The organism is Kineosporia succinea, assembly GCF_030811555.1.
GTDB lineage: Bacteria > Actinomycetota > Actinomycetes > Actinomycetales > Kineosporiaceae > Kineosporia > Kineosporia succinea.
This window is the reverse complement of sequence record NZ_JAUSQZ010000001.1, coordinates 6,606,684-6,629,671: the sequence shown is the minus strand read 5'-3', so window position 1 is coordinate 6,629,671 and position 22,988 is coordinate 6,606,684. Positions and strand designations below refer to the sequence as shown.

Here is a 22,988-nt window from a genome sequence, read left to right as displayed (position 1 = left end):
GGCCGCGTCGTCGGTACCGTGTGAGTAGGCGAGGTGGCGTCGAGGCGGGGTCAGAGCGCCGGTGGTTCACCCGGGCGGGCCAGGCCGTGCTGGTAGGCCAGCACCACCAGCTGGGCCCGGTCGCGCACGCCGAGTTTGGTCATGGCCCGGTGCACGTGCGTTTTCGCGGTCAGCACGGAGACGCCCAGCCGCTCGGCGATGTCGTCGTTCGAGAACCCGTACGCGGCCAGCACGGTGACCTCGTGCTCGCGGGCGGTCAGGTGCTCGAGCTCGGGCAGGGCCGGTGGGGTGACGCCGCTGGGCAGGCTGAGCAGGTGACCGACCAGGCCGCGGGTGGCCCGGGGCGAGAGCAGGGCCTCGCCGGCCGCGACCGTGCGCACCCCGGCGAGCAGCTCGTCGGGCCCGACGTTCTTGCCCAGGAAGCCGCTGGCCCCGGCCCGCAGGGCGTGCAGCACGTTCTCGTCGTTCTCGAACGTGGTGAGCACGAGAATGCGCACGCCGGCCAGGTTCTCGTCGGCCGCGACCAGACGGGTGGCCTCGATGCCGTCGAGGCCGGGCATCCGGATGTCCATGAGAATGACGTCGACCCGGTGGGCGCGGGCCATCTCGTAGGCCTGGCGGCCGTCGAGGGCCTCGCCGACGACCTCGATGTCCGGCTCGGTGTCGAGGATGAGCCGGTAACCGGCGCGGATCAGCGCCTGGTCGTCGGCGAGCAGGACGCGGATGGTCATGAGTGTCCCTGAAACGTGCCGGTGTTCGGGGTGGTGCCGCTGTGAGAGGGGGTCCGGACCGGCCCACCCTCCCGGGAAGACGTGTCCGATCCGGGAAGTGTGAGGCCGGGTGCAGCGGTAGGTGCGGTAACGGGTTCAGCGACGGGTTCAGTGACGGGTGGGGTGACGGGGGCCGGGACCGGCATCGCGACCTCGACCACGAACTGGCCCTCGTCGGTGATCCTCGTGGTGAGCGCGCCCTGGGCCGCGGCCACGCGCTCGCTCATCCCGATGAGGCCGTACCCACCGCCGGCCGGGAGGCCCGGTGCCCCGACGCGTCCGCCGTTCTGCCCGCCGCCCGGCCCGGCGATCGACCAGCCGCTGCTCCCGGACCCTGCCCCGCCCCCTTCGGGGCCCGGCCCGCCGGCCACCCGGGCGCCGAGCTCGTTCGTCACCAGGATCGCGATCTCCTGCGGTCCGTAGCCGATCTCGAGCCGTGTGCGCCCGGTGCCGTACTTGTGGGCATTGGTCAGGGCTTCCTGAATCACCCGGTACGCCGCCAGATCCGTCACCGCGGGCAGGTCGCGCTCGTGGCCCCGGGTGGTGGAGTCCACCGCGAGCCCGGCCGCGGCCATCGACTCCAGCAGGTCGGGCAGGCGGTGCAGACCCGGGGCGGGCTCGGTGGACAGCGGGTCGCCGGGCTGGCGCAGCACCCCGACGATCGACGACAACTCGGTCAGCACCGTGTCGCACGCCTCGCGAATGTGGTTGACGGCCGGCCGGATCGCCTCCGGCCGCCGGTCGAGCAGGTGACTGACCGCCCCGGCCTGCACGTTGATGACGGCGATGTGGTGCGCGACCACGTCGTGCAGCTCCCGCGCGATGCGCACCCGCTCCTGCATGACCCGGCGCCGGGCCTCGTCCTCGCGGGTCTGCTCCGCGCGGCGGGCGCGTTCCTCCACCGCCGCGATGTACGCCCGGCGGTTGCGGGTGGCCTCGCCGGCGGCCAGGCCGACGGCGGTCCACAGCAGGATGCCGATGCTCTGGTCGTGCCACAGCGAGTCGCCGACGACCACCGCGTCCACCAGGTACATCGTCAGCGCCGCGACGCCGGTGATCTGGCGGGCGGTGGTGCGGGGGACCTTCAAGGCCAGCGTGTAGGCGACGAACGGCTGGGCCATCACGAGCGCGGGCTCGTGCGAGCCGGTGACGATCACGAAGGCGCAGTAGGCCGCGGCCGAGGCGACGGCGACCAGTCGCGGCCGGAACCCCCGTAGCGAGACCGCGCTGAACGTCAGCCCCAGGGAGAACAACAGAGCGGGCAGTGGCTGCGGCTCGGCCGGAGCGGCCGGGGTGGGCCCCTTGACCCAGGCCACCAGAATGAGCAGCACGAGCACGCTCGCCGTCGCCAGGTCGACGAGGTGGGGGTGGCGCGCCGTCGCCCTGCGGACGTGATCAGCGACGGACAACTGCATACCGGCCACGGTAACGGGCGGACCTGCGTCTTCTCGTCGTCCGCGAGTCGTACGGCCAACCGGCCTCGGCTGCTACCGGGGTAGTAGGCGTGGCACCCTGTTCGCGGGGGATGCCTGGAGGGCGGCGACATGCGAGGTCGTCGCTGCCCGGCACCGTGCAAGCCGCGGGCCCCACGGCTCGTTCGACGGCCTGGGCGAGGAAGAGACACCCCCTATACCCTTTCGGCATAGGGGGTGTTCTGCTGCCCCGGCTTCCGCCGCCGAGCCCACGGCGATACGAGCAGGGTCTCCGGCACCGCTGGAACCACACAGAACGCGAGGCTGAACCGGGACCCCGATCTTCACCGAATCCCCACGAATCCTCCCGGGACGTGCTCATCGGACCCGGCAGAATGCGTCCCATGTCGTCACCCGTCGCCACCGAGCAAGCACCCCAGGCGCCTCCCGCCCGGCTCGGCTGGTTCACCACCCTGACCGTGCTGGTCCTCGGCGCCGGGATCGCGCTCGCCGCAGTGCTGTGGCAGTTCACCCACCAGGCGGGCGTGACCATGCTCGCGGTGATGCTCGTGTGCTGCGCGGCCCCCTGGCTCGTCGTGGTGACGAAGACCCACCGCGCCCTGGACTGGATCCTCGCCGGGACCGTCCTCATCGTCCTCGGTGCCTACCTCACCCACCGCTGGGACGCCCTGCGCATCCTGCGCCTCGACTTCGGCCTCGACCAGGTCGTCACCAATCTGGCACGGGTCATGGCGCCGGCCGGCCTGTCCGCGGTGGGGGTCGGGCTGGTGCTCGGCGGCATCGCCCTGAGGACCGGCGACCGCGTCCTCGCCTCCCTGGCCACGGTCTACGCGGTGGTCCTGTCGGGTGGGTATGGCCTCGCGCTGATCGCGGGTGCCCTGAATCCGCTGCTGTACCGGGGTGGGGAGGCCATGCGTCCGCTGGCCGCGGCCGGTGTGCTCGTCGCCCTCGCAACCACTCTGGTGCCGGCCGCTGTGGTGGTGCGCCGCGCGTCCACCGTCAAGAAGCCGGGAACTGAACGCGATATCCCACGCGGCCCAGCCCGAAACCTCCTCGGCACCGGGGCCACCCGGCCCGCCGTCCTGCTCACCGTGCTGGCGCTCGCGGCCGGCGGCGGCTTCTGGACCTACCAGCGCCTCGGCAGCCGCATCACCCCGGCCGACCTGTTCCCCGATCCCGGGCTGGCCGCGTGCGTCGCCCAGAACCTCGACCTCGACGACGCCAACGGCAAGGCCACCGAACGCCAGCTCAACTCCCTCTTCTCGCTGGACTGCAACGGCAACACCGCGACAGGTGGGATCGTCCGCTCGCTCACCGGCCTGGAGCACCTGCCCAACCTCGGCACGCTCGACCTGCAGTCCAACGAGATCAGCGACCTCACCCCTCTGGCCAAGGCTCCTGGCCTGACCGGCCTGAGACTCACGAACAACCAGGTGCAGGACCTGACCCCGCTGACGGCTCTCACCCAACTGCGCAGCCTGGGTCTGTCGCACAACCAGGTCCGTGACCTCTACCCGCTCGCCGGCCTCACGTCGCTGACCGACCTGGGCCTTTCCAGCAACCGCATCACCGACCTGAGTCCCCTCTCCACCCTCACTCAGATGACCGAACTCGACGCCGGGGAGAACGGCATCACCGATGTCACACCCCTCGCGAGCGCCACCTCCCTGGGCCGCCTCACCCTGCGCGGCAACCAGGTCAGCGACGTGCGTGCGCTGACCGCGCTGCCCTCCCTGCGCATGCTCGACATCGCGAACAACCGCATGACCCGCGCCAACTCGCTGGAAAGGCTCCCGACGGTGGACGAACTGTGGCTCGGCGGCAATCCCGTCACCGACCTGCGTCCGCTCACCCGCATGCCGAAACTGCTCGGCGTCGATCTGGAGGGCAGCGACCCGGCCCGGCTCACCGGCGTGGACGAACTGCGCGAGAAGAACGTCTACGTCGGCGGATTCGCGTAGGAGGCGGGCCGGTGGCGCCGCGTCGCGCGCAGCGCCCAGGCCACCAGCAGCGGCTGGAACGCCAGGCGCACCGCGCGCTTGGTGTCGGTGTCGAGGCCGAACGCGTCTCGGTGCTCGGTGTACTGGGCGATGTTGCCCGGGAAGACCGCCACGAAGAATGCGGCCGCGACCATGCCGAGGCGCGAGCGCGCGGGCTGGCGCCAGGTGCCGAGCAGCGCCGCGCCCAGCCCGATCTCGACCACACCCGACCCGACCACCACCAGGTCGGGATCGACCGGGAACCACGAGGGTACCTGCGCCTGGAACTCCTGGCGGGCCACGGTCAGGTGCGAGACGCCGGCGTAGACCAGGGCGCCGCCGAGCGCGGCCTGCGCCAGCGTCGATCCCCAGGATCGCTTCGAGGCCACGGGACTCTCCTTCAGCAAAAGGACGGAACGGTCGTTCCCATTGGATCACCCCGCTCCGGGAAAAGCCACCCGGGGGTCAGCACAACCGCAGCGCGACGTCATCGCGCCCTCAGCGCAGCCGGAGCACCCCGGCGTCCGGATCGAACTCGACCAGGTCCCGCCGGGCGAACTCCTCGAGCCAGCCGCTCATCGGGTACCAGCCGTGGATCCCCCGGAACAGAGCCGCGTTGCGCACGATGTCGTCCAAGTGCTGCACCGGCGGGTTCTGCGTGGGGTGGTGCTGGTGATAGGCCACGACGTCCCCGTGCCACCACACACCCAGCCCGGCCCCGTGCGCGCGGACCGCGAAGTCGGTGTCCTCGCCGCCGTACCCGGTGAACCGCTCGTCGAAACCGCCGATCCGCTCGAACGACTCCCGGCGCAGCGCCAGTGAGGTGGTCCAGGCCAGCTCGTGCCGGTCGTCACGCACCAGATCGCCGGGATCGGGCGCCGGCCGGGCCGCGTGCTGGTGCGAGGCCGCCCGCAACTGCGGCTCGGTCCAGGTCCCGCCCGGCTGCCCCTCGGCCAGGTAGCGCAGCGGGCCGGTGACCAGCCCGTCGACCTGCTGGAGCGTGTCCGCGCAGGCCTCGACCAGCCGGCTGCCCGGAATGCAGTCGACGTCGAGCAGCACCACGGCCGCACTGGCCGCCGCCCGCACGCCCAGGTTGCGCGCCGCGGCCAGGTGCAGGCGCTCGCGCTCGGGCAGGTCGATCACGGTGACCCTGGAGGCCGGGCGCGTGGGCAGGCACAGGTCGCGCGAGTCCATGCGCACGACGACGAGTTCGTCGGCCGGGCGGGTCTGGCGTTGCAGGCCCTGCAGCTGCCGGGCGAGGTGGTCGCGGCGCCCGGCCACGATCGTGACCACGGCAACGCCCGTCGGGCTGCTGCTCATCGGGCCACCGCCATCAGGTTCTCCTCGATCAGCCGGGCCAGCCGGGACGCCCCGTCGGCCTGCGCCTGCGGCGCGCCCAGGGCCTGTGCCTTCGCGACGGCCTCGGCCCACCCTCCGGGCCCGGGCATCCGGTGCAGCACCACGGCCTCCCCGTGCTCGTCGAGCTGGCGCGCGGTGACGGCCTGTTCGCCGAAGGGCCGGTCCTCGGGCAGCGTCACGAACGGCCGCCGGGCGGCGACCACCTCGCCGAGCGTGCCCAGGCCGGTGTTGCCGATGACGACCGTGGCCCGGCCCAGGTAGGGCGCGGTGTCGGCGACGCGCCCGGTGAACGTGAGGTTCGGGAGGCCCGGGACGCCCTGCGGGCCGAGGGCGATCACGTCGTGGCCGGGCAGGTCGCCGGCGATCAGCTCGCAGGCCGCCCGGTCCAGCCGGGAACCCCCGGTGCCGACCACGACCACGGCCGTCGGGCGTCCGTTCGCGGTCGGGGGCAGTGGTTCCCGGGCCGCGGTGACCAGGCCGACCGCGTGGGTGCAAGGCAGGCCGTCGTGCAGGCCCCATGTCGCCGGGACCGGCATGACGACCTGGTCGGCGAGCCCGAAACCCAGCTGGTGGGGCGGGTCGTCGCGGGTGCCGGGCAGGCGCACCGCGGTCACCGGCACCCCGCTCACCCGCAGCGTCACCGCGATCTCGACCGACACGTCCACCATCGCCATCGAGGGCCGGTGCGAGGCGACGGCGTCGAGCAGGAAACGGTGCCGCGCGAGCAGGCCCTCGTGGTGTCTGGGCGCCCAGTGCAGATGCCCGTGCGCGTCGTGGCCGTCCGCGTCGCGGGCCGGTGCGTCGAGGGGCAGGGGCAGGTAGTCGCAGGCATCCGGCAGGTCGCGCGGCGGGGGCGCCGACGATGCGAAGACCACCGGGACGGGCAGGTGCTCGGCCACCGCGAGCGCGCGGCGCCAGTGCCCTGAACCCTGATGGTGGACGTAGTACAGAATGGGTCTCACGAGGCGCCTCAGGCGGTCAGGGGCTCGGGCAGCGGGGCCGGCTGCGCGGCCAGGCGTGACAGCACGTCCTCGTAGCGGTCGAGCATGATGCGCGCGTCGAAACGCTGCGCGTGCCGGTGCACCCGCGCCCGGTCGAGGGTGCGGGCCTCGGCGATCGCGGTGGCGAGGGCCCCGGCGGTGGGCCGGGCGGCGACGAAACCACCGGTGGGCAGCACCACTTCGGGGCAGGCGCCGTTGGGCAGGGCGGCCACCGGGGTGCCGCAGGCCATCGCCTCGACCATGGCCAGGCCGAACGGCTCGTCCCAGAGCGGGGTGGCCAGGAACACCGCGGCGCGGGCACTGACGGCCGCGAGCTCACGGTGGTTCAGCAGGCCGCGCAGGATCGTGTCCGGGCCCAGCCGGGGGGCGATGCACTCGTCGAAGTACTCGCGATCGGCCACCGGGCCGCTGATCTCGAGCCGCATCCCGGCGCCGCGGGCCGCGTCGATCGCCAGGTGCAGGCCCTTCTCCGGGGTGATCCGGGCCGACCAGATCGCCAGGTCCGGTTCGGGTTTCATGGAGGGACGCCAGTGCGAGAGATTGATCCCGTTGGTGACGCAGCCGACGTTCGGCAGCCGGGTGCGCCAGGCCCGGGCGTTGTACCGGGACACGGCGGCGAACGCGTGCCGGGGCCCGGGGCGCCAGGCCGGGTCGTCGATGATCGCGTTGACCCGCTCGAGCGTGGGCGGCGTGTGGAGCAGGGTGAGCACGGCCCGGTGGTGGAGCTCGGTGTACGGCTGCGGGTTCAGGGAGTTGTTGAGAACGACGTCGAAGTCACCGGATTCGACCTCCTCGATCGCCCGGGCCAGGCCCTGGTCGAGCACGTGGTCGGGGGTGCGCAGGGCCCGCGAGGGGCCGCGCTGCCCGTCCAGCACCGGCACCAGCCGGGCCCGGGTGCGGCTGTGCTCCCGGGCGAACAGGGTCACGTCGTGGCCGCGTCGTACGAGCTCGTCCGCCACCAGGGCGGTGTGCATCTCCAGGCCGCCTGCGTACGGCTCGGCGATCGGGTGGTGCAGGTGGGCCAGCAGGGCGACGCGCACGTCGAGCTCTCCTTCCGCTCACGCCGGGGGCCCGGCGGGATCGATCAACTCGACGGAACGTATCGTCGGTGGATCCACCCCGCCCCTCGGCGTGGCCCCGGACCCCACGCTGACCTGCCGAATCGCGTTCAGCCCGAGGTGGCGCAGCGTTGCGGGGGAGGCTGGCGCCGGGCTCGGCGAGCAGGCCGAGGTGCCGGGTGGAAGCAGGCGCGCACGTGGAACCGGCCACGCGCGAGGCAGGAGCGTCCGCGCGGATGTGGCAGGCCTGGATCGGACCCCTGATCCGAACCTGAACCAGACGGATGTCAGGATCGGACGGGTGGAGGCCACGAGCGACGGTGAGGGTCTCGACGCCTTGCGCGCCTGGCTGCTCACCGAGGACGGTCACGAGCGCGGTGAGATCACGGACGACGTGCTCACCGTCATGCGCGAGCACGTGGTCGAGGTGCTGGGTCCGCAGGCGACGCCGGACCTGCTCAACCGCCATCTCGGTCAGCACCCCGACCTGCCTGTCCTGGCTGCGGACGACGCGCGTCTGGGCGAGCTGCTGGGGGAGATCAGGGCGGGTCGTCGGCCCCACGGGCACCGACGGCGCCGTCCGGTGAGGCAGCCGGCCGAGGCGCGTCCCGTCGCGGTGATGGTCATGGCCGAGTACGGGGTGACCGATCCGCTCTGGAACCGGCCGTTCGGGTTCACCGGGCCGGTGGACCTGGCGGAGCTCGGGGTGAGCGCGGCGCTGATCATGCGCCTGAGGGCGTGGAACGAGATCTTCGAGCAGTACGGGCTGGTGGACTGGAAGGGCTGCCCCGTGCCGGTCGACACCTGGGTCTCGCAGGGGCTGACGCTCGCTCACCAGCTGCAGAAAGAGCTGTGGGACATGGACGTGCGGTACTTCCACGGCGACGACGACCGGCCGTTGCGGGAGCACTGACCCGCCTGGGTGGGTTGCCCGTGGCTGATCGCAGTGGGCCTTCGTCGCGGTGGGGCTGCCGGGCGGGATCGTTGGGCCGTTGCGGGGTCGTGACCTGAGGTGGTTGGGCACGGGCCGGAGGCCTGGTAATGTTCTCTAAGGGTTTTTCGCCGGTCACAGCCGTGAACAGCGAGCGCCGCAGGAGCACCGGACACCAAGTGGCCGGTCCTGGGGCCGTAAACCTTCTTCTCTTGATCAAAGGCATCGGTGAATGTCGCACGCCTCTCGGGGTGGGCTCTCTTCATGGTGCTTTCCGCATTGAGGGAAGAGCTCTATCTCGGCTGAATTCGCTGGAAACGCGGATTTGACCGGGGTGCTGGAAACGCTCTAATGTTTAACACGTCGCCAGGACGGAACGCCGAAAGGCCGGAAGTTCTGAGCGTCCGCTCCTTGAGAACTCAACAGTGCATCTGAACAACCGATGCCAAATGATTGTCCCGATTGGGATGGTCTTCTTGGCTGATGGATCAGGCTTCGGATATCTCGACCCCCGTCGAGGTGTTCGGTTCGGGTCTGGTTCTTTCGGTCAGGATTCTTGCAACACTTCGCTAAAAGTCTTCCTAGAAGATTATTTACGGAGAGTTTGATCCTGGCTCAGGACGAACGCTGGCGGCGTGCTTAACACATGCAAGTCGAACGGTGAACCTCTTCGGAGGGGATCAGTGGCGAACGGGTGAGTAACACGTGAGTAATCTGCCTCTGACTCTGGGATAACCACGGGAAACGGTGGCTAATACCGGATATGACACATGGCTGCATGGTCTGTGTGTGGAAAGTTTTTCGGTCAGGGATGAGCTCGCGGCCTATCAGCTTGTTGGTGGGGTAATGGCCTACCAAGGCGACGACGGGTAGCCGGCCTGAGAGGGCGACCGGCCACACTGGGACTGAGACACGGCCCAGACTCCTACGGGAGGCAGCAGTGGGGAATATTGCGCAATGGGCGAAAGCCTGACGCAGCGACGCCGCGTGAGGGATGAAGGCCTTCGGGTCGTAAACCTCTTTCAGCAGGGAAGAAGCGCAAGTGACGGTACCTGCAGAAGAAGCACCGGCTAACTACGTGCCAGCAGCCGCGGTAATACGTAGGGTGCAAGCGTTGTCCGGAATTATTGGGCGTAAAGAGCTCGTAGGCGGTCTGTCGCGTCTGCTGTGAAAACCTAGGGCTTAACTCTGGGCGTGCAGTGGGTACGGGCAGGCTAGAGTGTGGTAGGGGAGACTGGAATTCCTGGTGTAGCGGTGAAATGCGCAGATATCAGGAGGAACACCGGTGGCGAAGGCGGGTCTCTGGGCCACTACTGACGCTGAGGAGCGAAAGCATGGGGAGCGAACAGGATTAGATACCCTGGTAGTCCATGCCGTAAACGTTGGGCGCTAGGTGTGGGGCACATTCCACGTGTTCTGCGCCGCAGCTAACGCATTAAGCGCCCCGCCTGGGGAGTACGGCCGCAAGGCTAAAACTCAAAGGAATTGACGGGGGCCCGCACAAGCGGCGGAGCATGCGGATTAATTCGATGCAACGCGAAGAACCTTACCAAGGCTTGACATGGGGTGAAAACTCGTAGAGATACGGGGTCCGCAAGGGCGCCTCACAGGTGGTGCATGGTTGTCGTCAGCTCGTGTCGTGAGATGTTGGGTTAAGTCCCGCAACGAGCGCAACCCTCGTTCCATGTTGCCAGCACGTTATGGTGGGGACTCATGGGAGACTGCCGGGGTCAACTCGGAGGAAGGTGGGGATGACGTCAAATCATCATGCCCCTTATGTCTTGGGCTTCACGCATGCTACAATGGCCAGTACAAAGGGCTGCGAGACCGTGAGGTGGAGCGAATCCCAAAAAGCTGGTCTCAGTTCGGATCGGGGTCTGCAACTCGACCCCGTGAAGTCGGAGTCGCTAGTAATCGCAGATCAGCAACGCTGCGGTGAATACGTTCCCGGGCCTTGTACACACCGCCCGTCACGTCATGAAAGTCGGTAACACCCGAAGCCGATGGCCTAACCCGTAAGGGAGGGAGTCGTCGAAGGTGGGACTGGCGATTAGGACGAAGTCGTAACAAGGTAGCCGTACCGGAAGGTGCGGCTGGATCACCTCCTTTCTAAGGAGCACTCGAAAACCTCACCGGCTCAGGCTGGTTGATGGTTCAGAGGCTGTGTCACTGCCCAGACGATGGACTGGCCCTTTTCCGGGTCGGCCGAGTTCTGGGGTGGCCGCTCAAGGGTGGAACATCGGTTGGCTCTCAATCCCGGGGTGGGGTTGGGGATGCACTGTTGGGTCCTGAGGGAGCGGACCACGGGTCTTAGGATCGGTGGGCCGTGAACTTGGGTCTGAGGCTTGGAAGAGCTTCTCTCCGAAGGCATGACAGTCCTTCATCACAGTGCCTCGCAGCGGGTCTCGTGCCGGCGGTGGGGTAATTGGTGGGCTTGAGGGTTGTGTGTGTTCGTTGCTTGTGAACTGCATAGTGGACGTGAGCATCTTTAATTCTGTGCTTAATTTTTCCGAGTGCATCCTGCCTTTTGTGGGTGGGGTGTGTTGGTAAGTTTTTAAGGGCACACGGTGGATGTCTTGGCACCAGGAGCCGATGAAGGACGTAGGAGCCTGCGATAAGCCTCGAGGAGCTGGCAACCGAGCTGTGATTCGAGGATTTCCGAATGGGGTAACCCGGCTGGAGGCAAGTCCAGTCACCTGCACCTGAATATATAGGGTGTTGGGAGGGCACGACGGGAAGTGAAACATCTCAGTACCGTCAGGAAGAGAAAACAACAGTGATTCCGTGAGTAGTGGCGAGCGAAAGCGGATGAGGCCAAACCGGGCGTGTGTGATAGCTGACAGGCGTTGCATGTCCGGGGTTGTGGGATCCCGCTTATTACCGCTGTCGAGGTAGTGGAGAGTCAAAAAACCTGCATGTAGTCGAACGCCATTGAATGGGCGACCGTAGAGGGTGTTAGTCCCGTAGACGAAATGTGCTGGTCTTTCTTGTGGGCGTCCCAAGTAGCACGGGGCTCGTGGAATCTCGTGTGAATCTGGCAGGACCACCTGCTAAGCCTAAATACTCCCTGGTGACCGATAGCGGACTAGTACCGTGAGGGAAAGATGAAAAGTACCCCGGGAGGGGAGTGAAATAGTACCTGAAACCGTGTGCCTACAATCCGTCGGAGCCTTGCGGGGTGACGGCGTGCCTTTTGAAGAATGAGCCTGCGAGTTAGTGGTGTGTGGCGAGGTTAACCCGTGTGGGGTAGCCGTAGCGAAAGCGAGTCCGAATAGGGCGATTCAGTCGCATGCTCTAGACCCGAAGCGGAGTGATCTACCCATGGCCAGGTTGAAGCGCGGGTAAGACCGCGTGGAGGACCGAACCCACCAGGGTTGAAAACCTGGGGGATGAGCTGTGGGTAGGGGTGAAAGGCCAATCAAACTCCGTGATAGCTGGTTCTCCCCGAAATGCATTTAGGTGCAGCGTTGCGTGTTTCTTGCCGGAGGTAGAGCTACTGGATGGCTAATGGGCCCTACAAGGTTACTGACGTCAGCCAAACTCCGAATGCCGGTAAGTGAGAGCGTGGCAGTGAGACTGCGGGGGATAAGCTTCGTAGTCGAGAGGGAAACAGCCCAGATCACCAGCTAAGGCCCCTAAGCGTGTGCTAAGTGGGAAAGGATGTGGAGTTGCTGTGACAACCAGGAGGTTGGCTTAGAAGCAGCCACCCTTTAAAGAGTGCGTAATAGCTCACTGGTCAAGTGATTCCGCGCCGACAATGTAGCGGGGCTCAAGTACACCGCCGAAGCTGTGGCATTCCAGCAATGACCTAGATTCTCCTTGATGAGTTTTTCAGGTGTTGGGATGGGTAGGGGAGCGTCGTGTGGCGAGTGAAGCGTCGGGGTGACCCAGGCGTGGACGCCACACGAGTGAGAATGCAGGCATGAGTAGCGAAAGACGGGTGAGAAACCCGTCCGCCGAATGACCAAGGGTTCCAGGGCCAGGCTAATCCGCCCTGGGTAAGTCGGGACCTAAGGCGAGGCCGACAGGCGTAGTCGATGGACAACGGGTTGATATTCCCGTACCGGCGTAGAACCGCCCATAGCGAGCCCGAGGATACTAACATCGTGAAGCCAATGGGACCTTCGGGTGCCGGCGGTGGAGCCTTGGACCTGAATCGGTAGTAGTTAAGCGATGGTGTGACACAGGAAGGTAGCCTCCGCGTGGCGATGGTTGTCCACGTTTAAGCATGTAGGGCGAGCTGTAGGCAAATCCGCAGTTCTTTCTTTGATGATGAGCCTGAGATGTGATGATGACCGCATTGGCGGGAAGTGGGTGATCCTATGCTGTCGAGAAAAGCATCTAGCGAGGTTCGAGCCGCCCGTACCCTAAACCGACTCAGGTGGTCAGGTAGAGAATACTAAGGCGATCGAGTGAATCGTGGTTAAGGAACTCGGCAAAATGCCCCCGTAACTTCGGGAGAAGGGGGGCCTGAGGCGTGACCTGGACTTGCTCCGGTGAGCGTTTGAGGGCCGCAGAGACCAGGGAGAAGCGACTGTTTACTAAAAACACAGGTCCGTGCGAAGTCGCAAGACGATGTATACGGACTGACGCCTGCCCGGTGCTGGAACGTTAAGGGGACCGGTTAGCCTTTCGGGGCGAAGCTGAGAACTTAAGCGCCAGTAAACGGCGGTGGTAACTATAACCATCCTAAGGTAGCGAAATTCCTTGTCGGGTAAGTTCCGACCTGCACGAATGGCGTAACGACTTCTCCGCTGTCTCAACCGCGAACTCGGCGAAATTGCACTACGAGTAAAGATGCTCGTTACGCGCAGCAGGACGGAAAGACCCCGGGACCTTTACTATAGCTTGGTATTGGTGTTCGGTACGGCTTGTGTAGGATAGGTGGGAGACTGTGAAGCTGGCACGCTAGTGTTGGTGGAGTCGACGTTGAAATACCACTCTGGTCGTTCTGGATGTCTAACTTTGGTCCGTGATCCGGATCAGGGACAGTGCCTGGTGGGTAGTTTAACTGGGGCGGTTGCCTCCTAAAGAGTAACGGAGGCGCCCAAAGGTTCCCTCAGCCTGGTTGGCAATCAGGTGTCGAGTGTAAGTGCACAAGGGAGCTTGACTGTGAGACCGACAGGTCGAGCAGGGACGAAAGTCGGGACTAGTGATCCGGCAGTGGCTTGTGGAAGCGCTGTCGCTCAACGGATAAAAGGTACCCCGGGGATAACAGGCTGATCTTGCCCAAGAGTCCATATCGACGGCATGGTTTGGCACCTCGATGTCGGCTCGTCGCATCCTGGGGCTGGAGTAGGTCCCAAGGGTTGGGCTGTTCGCCCATTAAAGCGGTACGCGAGCTGGGTTTAGAACGTCGTGAGACAGTTCGGTCCCTATCCGCTGCGCGCGTTGGAAACTTGAGAAGGGCTGTCCCTAGTACGAGAGGACCGGGACGGACGAACCTCTGGTGTGCCAGTTGTCCTGCCAAGGGCACCGCTGGTTAGCTACGTTCGGAAGGGATAACCGCTGAAGGCATCTAAGCGGGAAGCTCGCTTCAAGATGAGGTTTCCATGCACCCTCGAGGTGTGAGAGGCTCCCAGCCAGACTACTGGGTTGATAGGCCGGATGTGGAAGCAAGGACTGAAGACTTGTGAAGCTGACCGGTACTAATATGCCGATGACTTACTCACTCACTCGTTGAGTTGAGCGCGTAAAGATTGTTCACGTCCACTATGCGGTTCACGGGAAACGACCACGCCCACCCTGAGGGTGGCTGGTTGTGCCGGTAGAGTTACGGCGATCATAGCGGCAGGGAAACGCCCGGTCTCATTCCGAACCCGGAAGCTAAGCCTGCCTGCGCCGATGGTACTGCACTGGTTACGGTGTGGGAGAGTAGGACATCGCCGGACAATCATTGAAAGACAGAAGTGGCGGCCCCCGCCTTCGAAAGAAGGCGGCGCGGGCCGCCACTTCTGCGTTTGCTTCCCAGGGAGAACCAGGACCGGGTGATCTTGGCGCGGCCAGGCCGCACCAGCATCACCCCGCCCGTCCAGGAAGGCCCAGGAAGGCTCAGGAAGGCCGCCGAGGCCCCGTCCATCACAGCCCCTGACCCGGCCCGACGTGATCCGACCGGCATGATGGAGCCAATATCCGGCCCCGACCACCACTTTGACCGACCAGGCCCGCACGGAATGGTGAGGTGAGCCCGGGACGGTACCGCAACGTCCACCATCGAGACCGCATAGGCTCGGCGCATCATGGACGCTGACACCACTGACGCCGTCAGGCTTCTGCGCGAACTGCACGCCGACCGCACCCGGGCACCGATGCTCAGCGCGTACGTCGCCGCGCTCACCGACGACGCCGGCTGGGGCGTGGAGACGATCGCGAGCCTGCTGGGCACGTCCCGGCAGACGATCTCGGGCAAACGTAAGCAGGGACGGGAGCTGCGCTCGGGCCTGGTCAAGGAACTCCGGGGATTGCCGTTGCCTGCGGCACCGCCGAAAGAGACCGCGGGGCACACCCGGTCGGGGCTGCGCGTGCCGGACGAAGAGGCCATCATGGAGCGGGAAACGGCCTGGGCCGTGCGGGAACTCGGGGGTGCGGCGACGGCGTCTGAGGTTCCGGCTCGGCTGAGGCTGGCCGCAGGGGTGGCAAACGAGGCTGACGGCAGGCTGGTGGAGCTCAGGCAGCAGCGGGCCGAGCTGGCCTGGGTACTGACGTGCTTCGATCCCGGGGCCCGGCGGGGGCTGCAGAAGGCCGGTCACTGGCAGCCTGACGAGTTCTTCGCCGCCCGTACCAAGGCCCTGCTGCCCCCGGCCGAGCTCAAGGCCCGCGACGACGACGGGTTGCGAAAGCTGGCGGCCGAGCGGGGGATCCGGCTGGACGGGAGCCTGGACGAGGTGCGGGAACGGTACTTCGCGGTGGCTTCTTCCATCATCGCGGCGCAGGTGCGTCGGCGGGTGGTGACGCAGATCCGCGACGACCTGGTGCGTCGGCATGTGAAGCGGGACGCCGCCGGGCGGTGGAAGGGTGTGACCGAGGTGGCCGGCTGGATCGGGCGGAGCCAGGCTCAGGTCACGCAAATCTGTGACGCCGGCGAGGGCGCTCAGCGTCCGGGCTGATTCGGCAACAGGCACCCCCGGAGGGGTAGGCGAGCGTGCCTGGCGTGAGGGTGCTCCCGTGAGCGGGGTTCGGGGCAGCGGAGCGATTTCAGGCGTGGGGCGCCGAGCAGTGGCCGGAATCCGGCCCCGGAGCCGGCGCGTGACGAATCAGCTCGTGGACATCTGGTTGCCGTGAGAATAGGGCAGGGATGTGATGGCGCGACATCGCTGCGATATCGTACATACCGGACATTTGCGATCCAATGTCAGGTGCACTGGGATCACGACCCGGTGCACTCACCCCTGACGTGGAGGACGCAACATGCGAAGGATCCGAAACAGAGTCGCGGCGGTGCTGATGGCAACCGGCATCGCGGTGGCGTCCGGCGTGGCGGGCGCCACCGCCAGCCAGGCCGCCGTCACGTGTTCCGGCTGGAGCTGGAGCAATCCGGACGCCGGCTCCGGCCGGTCCCTGGGCACGTACAACCTGAAGGTCGGCCCGTACTCGGCTTGTGGAAACGTCACCCAGATCTCCTCGGGAACGCTGCTGTATTACCACTGCTACGTCTATAACGACTACGGCAACTCCTGGACGCACCTGCGCATCTCCGGGACGGACACGCAGGGGTGGTACTCCGACGACAACCTCCCGCTCAACTCCGACGGCATCAGCCGCGGAGCGATCAACCCCTGCTGAAGAAGCATGAGGGGGCGGGCCCGGTGGACAGCTACCGGGCCCGTGCCTGTCCACCATCCCCGGTCGCACGGTGTGCCGACCGGCAAGACGCGTCGGCGATCAGCGCGGGATCGGCTGACCCGGTCAGTTGTCGCCGAAGGTGACAGGCCCCGCCTCTGCGCAGCTAGTCGATCGTGTGGTTGCGCGGGTTCACATCCTGGGTCAGGGCTTCGGCCGCAGAGGCCGCGAGGGCGGGGTCAAGGCGGGACGTGACCATCAGGCCGATCTGGGCGGCGGTCAGGATCTCGGCCCGGTGGTCCGGGTCGGGTACTTCGCTGCGGCGCAGCACCCCCGCGAACGCGTCGAACACCCGCTGCCGGTAGCCGGTCACGAGGGCGGCCGCGTCGTCGTCGAGGTCATTGAGGTCCATGGCCGTGTTCAGCAGGAGGCAGCCGCGGCGGGCGATGCGGTCAGGGGCGGCCCGGAAAAAGGTGGCCAGGCCGGAGAAGTAGGCGGCCAGGGTCTCGAGGTCGGCGCCGGGCTCTTCCAGGGGAGCGAGGCGGGGGAGCACGACGCGCTCGAGGTAGTTCTCGGCGGCGCGGGTGAAGAGTTCCCGCTTGCTGCCGTAGGTCTCGTACAGGCTGGACTTGCTCAGGCCGGTCGCCGTCTGCAGCTGGGCCAGTGAGGTGGAGGCGTAGCCCCGCTCCCAGAACACGTCCCGGGCGGCCGTGACCGCGGTCAGGTCGTCGAACTCCTTGCTGCGTGCCACGGGGTTCCCTTGCGTTGACATTCCGAACCGATCGGTCCAGAGTATCAATCCGAACCGATCGGTTCAGAATTTGTGACGGTTTCGAGGGCTGAGGAGTGACCGTGCTGATCGCGGCGACGATCGTGGGCGTGCTGGCGGTGCTGTTCCATGTGACGGCATTCGTGCTGGAGAGCGTGCTGTGGACTCGGCCGGCGGTGTACGCGCGGTTCAACATCCCGAGCCAGCAGGACGCCGAGACGATCCGGCCGATGGCCTACAACCAGGGGTTCTACAACCTGGCGCTGGCGATCGGCGTCGCCGTCGGGCTGGTGCTGCTGCAGGCCGACGGCGACGCGCTGATCGTGGGCAAGACCCTGGTGGTGTTCGGGACCGGCTGCATGGCGCTGGCCGGGCTGGTGCTGATCAGCACCGGGCGCAGCTACCTGAAGTCCGCGGTGGGTCAGTTCGTTCCGGCGGCGGTGACGCTCGGGCTGGTCCTGGCCGGCTGATCGTTGTCCACGGGCTTGATCAGGCTCGTGCCCACGCTGGCCGCGACCACCAGGGCCACGGCGGCCAGGCGCAGCGGACCGGCGTGCTGGTCGAGCAGCATCCAGCCGACCAGGGTGGCCGCGACCGGCTCGAGGCTCAGCAGGATGCCGAACACGTTGCGCGGAATACGGCGCATCGCGGCCAGTTCCAGGGTGTAGGGGATCACCGAGGCGAGCAGGGCCGTGCCCAGGCCGATGAGCAGCAGGTGCGGGTTCCCGACCACGCCGAGGGCGCCGTGCAGGCCGAAGGGTGCGACGGCGAGGGTGCCCACGGCCAGGGCGACGGCCAGGCCTCCGGTGCCCGGCACGAGAATGCCGACCTTGGCCCCGGTCTGGATGTAGAGCGCCCAGAACGCGGCGGCGATCAGAGCGAAGAAGACGCCGAGCGGGTCGAGTGCCGTTGTGGTGGTGAGGCTCTCGATCGCGAGCAGCACCATGCCGCCCAGGGCCACGCCGACCCAGGCCAGTTCCCGGGCCCGGCGACTGAGGACGGCCGCCAGGGTCAGGGGGCCGAGAAACTCGATGGAGACGGCGGTTCCGAGAGGGAGGCGCTCCATCGCGGCGTAGAAGAAGCCGTTCATGCCCGCGAGCGAGATCCCGAGTGCGAGGGTGGCGCGCCACTGGATCCGGCTCCACTGCCGCACGGCCGGCCGGGTGAAGGCCAGGAGCACGAGTGACGCCAGGCCGAGGCGGAGCATCGTGGTGCCCCAGCTGCCCAGGAACGGGAAGAGCTGGGTGGCGAAACCGGCGCCGAACTGCAGGGAGAAGCAGGAGCCGAGAACGAGGAGCAGGGCGGGACTGGACGCACGGGGGCCGGTCAGGGGTGTTGCGGGCATGTGAACAGCATCAAGGTGGAGAGTTCATTTAGTCTAGTGAACGTTAGTCACCGGAAAGCGTTAGGTCAGCTTAAGCGAGGCGTTCGATGCTCAACCTGTCCCGGTTGCGAATTCTGCATGAGTTGAACCGTTCTGGGACACTCGCCGAGGTTGCCCGGGTGCTTTCGTACACTCCGTCCGCAATTTCTCAGCAGTTGTCGTTGCTCGAGCGGGAGGCCGGGGTGCAGCTGCTCGAGAAGGTCGGGCGGCGCGTCCGTCTGACCGACGAGGCGCTGACTCTGGTCAAGCACACGGAGGTGATCCTCGAGCAGCTCGAGCTGGCCGAGGCCGAGCTGTCGGCCGCCCTGCCCGACGTGCGTGGGGTGCTGCGGGTGGCCTCCTTCCAGACCGTGCTGCTGAGCATCCTGCCGGTCGCGCTGACCCTGCTGAGCCAGACGCATCCGATGCTGGAGGTGGAGATCACCCAGCGGGAGGTCGGCTCGGCCTACGAAGGGCTGCTGGCTCACGACTTCGACCTGATCCTGGGGGAGGAGTACCCGGGGCTGCCGGAACCGGTGCGGCCGGGCGTCGACCGGGTCGACCTCGTCCGGGACGGCCTGCGGCTGGCGTTGCCGGGTGAAGGGCTTCTGGCGGCGCGCCCGCAGTCCCTGGCCGATCTCGCCGATGCGCCGTGGGCGCTCGACCCGTCGTACAGCCCGGCCCGCACCTGGGCCGACCTGCTCTGCCGTCAGGCCGGTTTCGAGCCCCGGGTGCGGTTCGAGAGCCCGGACCCGGTGCTGCACGCCCATCTGGTGCGGATGGGGCACGCAGTCGCGTTCATCCCGTCGCTGGTCGGGGCCGAGCATCTCGGGGGGACGCAGCTGGTCGCGCTGCCGGGGGATCAGCAGCGGGTGCTTTTCACGGCGGTGCGCAAGGGGCGGTCGAAACATCGTGCGGTGCAGGCCTTCCGGGAGGCGCTGGGCCAGGCCGCGCTGGCGAACCCGGTGCTGCCGCCGGTGCTCCAGCTGCGGGACTGAGTCGCTGCTGGACTACGGGCAGGTATCACGCTAGGTGTGCACTGCTGCAAGATTCACGCATCATCGTCGCCGTGCGGCTCCTGTGAGAACAGGGATCACCAGGCTGAAAGCCTATTGATGACGTGAGTTTCGGTGATGATGCAGCCCTGCACGGCTGGCTCGCGACAACTCGGGCGTAGCGGTTTCCGATCACCGACGGTCATGTTAGCGTTGTCTTCGTCGGGAACGGCAGTCTCCAGAACGGGGAATCAGGTGAGCTTCGTGCGTCCCTCGAGGTGCGTTCCCCTGCCAGTGCCCCGGTTGTCGTCCAGCACGCTTCATCTCTTCTCGTTTCACTGATCGACGCCCTCCGCCGTGCGGTGCCGCCGGTCCGGGTCTCCACCGGTCCGGTGTCTCGCGCTGCCCGCTGTGTGGTGTCGCCGCACGCGTCCGCCCGTCAGTTCCTCATCCTGCCCGAAAACGGCTGGGAGAGACGGGAGGTCGATGAGTCAATCCGCATCCGAAAGAAGGAGAAGTCATATGTCCACGCACACGAACGCCGGTCTCGCTCCGCAGCTCGTCGCCCCGGTGACCCGCCGGGTGGCCGGTACCGCCAGCGCCGAGGGTGGGGCGTCGCTGTCGATGTTCTTCCCGGCGCCCTTCCCGCCGTTCGCCGGTGACGACGACGAGTGATTCCCCGAAAGGCGCCCGCGGGAGCGTCTTTCGTGAGCTGATCAGCACGCCGTAACCGATTCAGGGGCCGGGCACCCCAGGTCGTGTCCTGGCCGGCCCGTCCGTTTCGACGAAAGGACAGTCCGATGAACACGATGCCGCAGCTCACCGCTCCGGTGACCCGCAGGCCCACCGGTGCCGCCCCCGTCGAGGGAGGCGCTTCCCTCTCGCTCCTGGTGCTGCCGCCGTACCTCCCGCCGTTCGCCGGTGACGACGACGAGTAACGGATGACGTGACCCCGGGGCGGGTGCTTGTCACCACCCGTCCCGGGGCCGCCTGTTCCGGAGCCGTTCTTTCAGGAGCCGCAGATGACTGATCTCGAACGCGTCCCCGGGCTGGAACGGCTCTGGGCGCAGACCACGGGCGACGAGAACATTCTGGTCGCGGTGGTGGACGGGCCTGTCGCCCGGGACCATCCGGCGCTGGCCGGCGCCACCATCGACGTGCTGACCGGGGTCTGGCCGGCCGAGGGCACCGCGACCCGCCCCGGCCGGCACGGAACGGCCGTGGCCAGCGTCCTGTTCGGCCAGCCGGGCAGTGCGGTGCGAGGTGTGGCCCCGAGGTGCCGGGGGCTGTCGGTACCGGCGTTCTCGGCGCGGCGGGACAAGACGTCCCAGCTCGAGCTGGCCCGGGGCATCGAGCTGGCCGTGGAGCGAGGTGCCCACGTCATCAACGTCAGTGGTGGGCAGTTCAGCCCCAGCGGTGAGTCCGACGACCCGCTGAGCCGGGCCGTGCGGCTGTGCGCCCAGGAGAACGTGCTCGTGGTCGCGGCCGCGGGCAACGACGGGTGCGCCTGCAACCACGTGCCGGCCTCGTTGCCCGGCGTGCTCGCGGTGGGTGCCCTCGACGAGCTCGGCAAGCCCCTGGCCATGAGCAACTGGGGGCCTGCCTACCGCGACCAGGGGCTGATGGCTCCCGGAGAGAACCTTCTCACCGCGGTTCCGGGCGGCGGAACCGCCCGGCGTACGGGCACGAGTCTGGCCACTCCCGTCGTGGCCGGGGTGGCGGCCCTGCTGCTGGCCGAGCAGGTACGGCTCGGGAGCCGCCCCGACCCGTCGGGGGTGCGAAGGCTCCTGCTGGCCACCGCGTCCTCCTGTGTCACCGAAGGCAGCAACGCAGGCAGCACCACCAGCGACGGAAATGAAGGCTGCGAGCGCTGTCTCGCCGGCGTTCTCGACATCGAAGGAGCACTGACCGCCTTGACCACTCAGCTTTCCGGAACACAGACCCCCGCGACGACACATACCCCCGCCGCGACACGGAACCTCGCGACGACACAGACCACCGCGACCACGTCGAGCCCCGAAACGCCGCTCCGGCCCGAGGCGGTCGTCCTGAGCGCCGCCCCCGGCTGCGGCTGTGGTGAGGCCCCCCGGGCCGTCGCCGGGCCCACCGTCATGCCCACCCCGTCGTTCCAGGACCTGGTGACCGCCGGCGTCGTCCCGTCCACGACAGTGCCTGCCCCGGTGACGAAGGCGCCCACCCCGGAGGTCGTCCTCTCCGCCGATCTGGAGGACCCGGGCCGACAGCTGGTCTACGCCCTCGGCACCCTCGGCTACGACTTCGGCACCGAGGCCCGCCGCGACTCGTTCAAGCAGCTCATGGACCCGGTGCTGATCGACGGCATCGCCGTCCCGGCCAACCCCTACGACGCCCGGCAGATGGTCGACCACCTGCGCACCAACCCGTCCGAGGCCAGCGCCCTGATCTGGACGCTCAACCTCGAGCTGACGCCGATCTACGCGCTGGAACCGTCGGGCCCATACGCCGCCGATATCTACGACCTGCTGATCCGCCTGCTGGCGGGTGAGGTCGACGTGGAGGAGGCGGAGAACTTCATCGAGCGGGTCGCGATTCCCGGCGCGATGTCCGGCCAGAACGCGAAACTGTTCTCCGGCCAGGTGGTCCCGGTGCTCGACCTGCGCCAGCGCCGCGGTCTTTACGGCTGGGAGGTCAACCGGCTGGTGGCCGGCGCCACCCAGATCGCGCTCGACCAGCCCGGTGACACCGCCCCCGCCGAGACGGTCGCGACCAGCCTGCGCGACTTCCTCAGCCGCATCTACTACGACCTGCGCAACCTGGGTGCCACCTCCCGCGACCGGGCGCTGAACTTCGCCGCCACCAACGCCTTCCAGGCCGCGCAGACCTTCGCGAGCGCTCTGGCGATGGGCCTGGTGCTCGACACGATCACCGTCGAGAAGAGCCCGTTCGGCCGTCAGGACAGCGACTGCTGGGACGTGCGTCTGCGCTTCTTCGACCCGGAGAACAGCCGCCGGGCCAAGCGCGTGTTCCGGTTCACCATCGACGTCAGCGACGTGCAGCCGGTCACGCTCGGAGAGGTGCGGTCGTGGCCGGAGTCGTGAGCGGGCCGAGCCTCACCCCGCCCCAGGTCGCGCCGGTGCACCGTCCGTCGTTCTTCGAGCCGCACCGCATCGTCGACGTCGGTCACGGTACCCCCGAGCAACGGGTCGCCATGCGCATGCGGTTGCTGCACGGCGCGAACTTCAACGACCCGCAGTACTTCGCCTACCCGTCCTACTACCGCATGAGGGCCACGTGACCCCACCCAAGACCAAGCGCAAAGTCGTTCCCGAGGTGGAGAAGACGCCCGAGCCGAAGGTCACGGCGACCCCGGGGCCCGGCCCGCGGGCGTCCGTGCCCCGGCGGGGGCTGACCACCCCGCCGACCGCGGGCACGCCGCGCCCGGTGCCGATCCCGACCGACCACCATCTCGACAGCGGGCTGGTGGACTACGGGATGTGGGTCGAGCGCAGCGCGCAGGAGGGGGTGATTCCCCGCCCGGCGGGAACCCGTCGCGGCCGGATCTGGGCCTGACG

General features: G+C 67.5%; 19 protein-coding genes and 3 rRNA genes. 14 read left to right on the top strand and 8 right to left on the bottom strand.

Annotated features, from left to right (window positions below; translation table 11 throughout):
- Positions 1-50: 50 nt before the first annotated feature.
- Complete coding sequence (locus J2S57_RS29375; RefSeq protein WP_307249019.1) at positions 51-731, bottom strand: response regulator transcription factor; 681 nt, start codon at positions 729-731, stop codon at positions 51-53.
- Positions 728-2,185: a sensor histidine kinase gene (locus J2S57_RS29370; protein ID WP_307249017.1), complete on the bottom strand. Its 1,458-nt coding sequence runs from the start codon at positions 2,183-2,185 to the stop codon at positions 728-730. The genes J2S57_RS29375 and J2S57_RS29370 overlap by 4 nt, the downstream gene beginning before the upstream one ends.
- Before the next feature lie 401 nt (positions 2,186-2,586).
- Here J2S57_RS29370 and J2S57_RS29365 point away from each other — a divergent pair, with 401 nt between their 5' ends.
- Complete coding sequence (locus J2S57_RS29365; protein WP_307249014.1) at positions 2,587-4,164, top strand: leucine-rich repeat domain-containing protein; 1,578 nt, start codon at positions 2,587-2,589, stop codon at positions 4,162-4,164.
- Here J2S57_RS29365 and J2S57_RS29360 read toward each other — a convergent pair.
- The 4 genes from J2S57_RS29360 to J2S57_RS29345 form a co-directional block, all read right to left on the bottom strand.
- Positions 4,143-4,571 (bottom strand): DoxX family protein, encoded by a 429-nt coding sequence (locus tag J2S57_RS29360; RefSeq protein WP_307249012.1) that lies wholly within the window; start codon positions 4,569-4,571, stop codon positions 4,143-4,145. The two genes, J2S57_RS29365 and J2S57_RS29360, sit on opposite strands and share 22 nt — an antisense overlap.
- 109 nt (positions 4,572-4,680) lie before the next feature.
- Positions 4,681-5,502 carry a glycosyltransferase family 2 protein gene (locus J2S57_RS29355; RefSeq protein ID WP_307249010.1) on the bottom strand — a complete coding sequence of 274 codons (822 nt, stop codon included), beginning with the start codon at positions 5,500-5,502 and terminating at the stop codon, positions 4,681-4,683.
- Positions 5,499-6,503: a hypothetical protein gene (locus J2S57_RS29350; protein ID WP_307249008.1), complete on the bottom strand. Its 1,005-nt coding sequence runs from the start codon at positions 6,501-6,503 to the stop codon at positions 5,499-5,501. Before J2S57_RS29350 ends, J2S57_RS29355 begins: the two co-directional genes overlap by 4 nt.
- Positions 6,504-6,511: 8 nt before the next feature.
- Positions 6,512-7,582, bottom strand: coding sequence for a glycosyltransferase (locus J2S57_RS29345; protein ID WP_307249006.1), 1,071 nt, complete (start codon positions 7,580-7,582; stop codon positions 6,512-6,514).
- 319 nt (positions 7,583-7,901) lie between these two features.
- Here J2S57_RS29345 and J2S57_RS29340 point away from each other — a divergent pair, with 319 nt between their 5' ends.
- The 6 genes from J2S57_RS29340 (at position 7,902) to J2S57_RS29315 (ending at position 16,313) form a co-directional block, all read left to right on the top strand.
- The gene (locus J2S57_RS29340) at positions 7,902-8,513 is read left to right on the top strand and encodes an immunity protein CdiI family protein (protein WP_307249004.1); all 612 of its coding nucleotides are present in this window, start codon (positions 7,902-7,904) and stop codon (positions 8,511-8,513) included.
- Positions 8,514-9,123: 610 nt separating this feature from the next.
- Positions 9,124-10,640 (top strand): 16S ribosomal RNA (locus tag J2S57_RS29335).
- Positions 10,641-11,075: 435 nt separating this feature from the next.
- Positions 11,076-14,203, top strand: a 23S ribosomal RNA gene (locus J2S57_RS29330).
- Positions 14,204-14,305: 102 nt separating this feature from the next.
- Positions 14,306-14,422 (top strand): 5S ribosomal RNA (rrf, locus tag J2S57_RS29325).
- Together the 16S, 23S and 5S rRNA genes form the textbook arrangement of a ribosomal RNA operon.
- Positions 14,423-14,770: 348 nt before the next feature.
- A complete protein-coding gene (locus J2S57_RS29320) occupies positions 14,771-15,637 on the top strand; it encodes a hypothetical protein (RefSeq protein WP_307249002.1) in 867 nt (288 codons plus the stop codon).
- Between the two features lie 331 nt (positions 15,638-15,968).
- Complete coding sequence (locus tag J2S57_RS29315; RefSeq protein ID WP_307248999.1) at positions 15,969-16,313, top strand: hypothetical protein; 345 nt, start codon at positions 15,969-15,971, stop codon at positions 16,311-16,313.
- 163 nt (positions 16,314-16,476) lie between these two features.
- Here J2S57_RS29315 and J2S57_RS29310 read toward each other — a convergent pair whose 3' ends face one another.
- A complete protein-coding gene (locus tag J2S57_RS29310) occupies positions 16,477-17,061 on the bottom strand; it encodes a TetR/AcrR family transcriptional regulator (RefSeq protein ID WP_307248997.1) in 585 nt (194 codons plus the stop codon).
- Between the two features lie 101 nt (positions 17,062-17,162).
- Between J2S57_RS29310 and J2S57_RS29305 the strand changes: the two genes are divergently transcribed.
- The gene (locus J2S57_RS29305; RefSeq protein ID WP_307248995.1) at positions 17,163-17,549 is read left to right on the top strand and encodes a DUF1304 domain-containing protein; all 387 of its coding nucleotides are present in this window, start codon (positions 17,163-17,165) and stop codon (positions 17,547-17,549) included.
- Here J2S57_RS29305 and J2S57_RS29300 read toward each other — a convergent pair.
- Positions 17,501-18,424 (bottom strand): EamA family transporter, encoded by a 924-nt coding sequence (locus J2S57_RS29300; protein WP_307248993.1) that lies wholly within the window; start codon positions 18,422-18,424, stop codon positions 17,501-17,503. The genes J2S57_RS29305 and J2S57_RS29300 overlap by 49 nt on opposite strands.
- An 86-nt stretch (positions 18,425-18,510) precedes the next feature.
- Here J2S57_RS29300 and J2S57_RS29295 point away from each other — a divergent pair, with 86 nt between their 5' ends.
- From J2S57_RS29295 to J2S57_RS29270, 6 genes are all read left to right on the top strand, one after another.
- Entirely contained in the window at positions 18,511-19,440 is a 930-nt protein-coding gene (locus tag J2S57_RS29295; RefSeq protein ID WP_307248991.1) for a LysR family transcriptional regulator, read from the top strand.
- A 519-nt stretch (positions 19,441-19,959) separates the two neighbouring features.
- Positions 19,960-20,112, top strand: coding sequence for an anacyclamide/piricyclamide family prenylated cyclic peptide (locus tag J2S57_RS29290; RefSeq protein WP_307248989.1), 153 nt, complete (start codon positions 19,960-19,962; stop codon positions 20,110-20,112).
- 125 nt (positions 20,113-20,237) lie between these two features.
- Positions 20,238-20,375 (top strand): hypothetical protein, encoded by a 138-nt coding sequence (locus tag J2S57_RS29285; protein ID WP_307248987.1) that lies wholly within the window; start codon positions 20,238-20,240, stop codon positions 20,373-20,375.
- Positions 20,376-20,459: 84 nt separating this feature from the next.
- Positions 20,460-22,514: a PatA/PatG family cyanobactin maturation protease gene (locus J2S57_RS29280; protein ID WP_307248986.1), complete on the top strand. Its 2,055-nt coding sequence runs from the start codon at positions 20,460-20,462 to the stop codon at positions 22,512-22,514.
- The gene (locus J2S57_RS29275) at positions 22,499-22,711 is read left to right on the top strand and encodes a cyanobactin biosynthesis system PatB/AcyB/McaB family protein (RefSeq protein WP_307248984.1); all 213 of its coding nucleotides are present in this window, start codon (positions 22,499-22,501) and stop codon (positions 22,709-22,711) included. Before J2S57_RS29280 ends, J2S57_RS29275 begins: the two co-directional genes overlap by 16 nt.
- A complete protein-coding gene (locus J2S57_RS29270; RefSeq protein ID WP_307248982.1) occupies positions 22,708-22,986 on the top strand; it encodes a hypothetical protein in 279 nt (92 codons plus the stop codon). The genes J2S57_RS29275 and J2S57_RS29270 overlap by 4 nt, the downstream gene beginning before the upstream one ends.
- Positions 22,987-22,988: the final 2 nt, after the last annotated feature.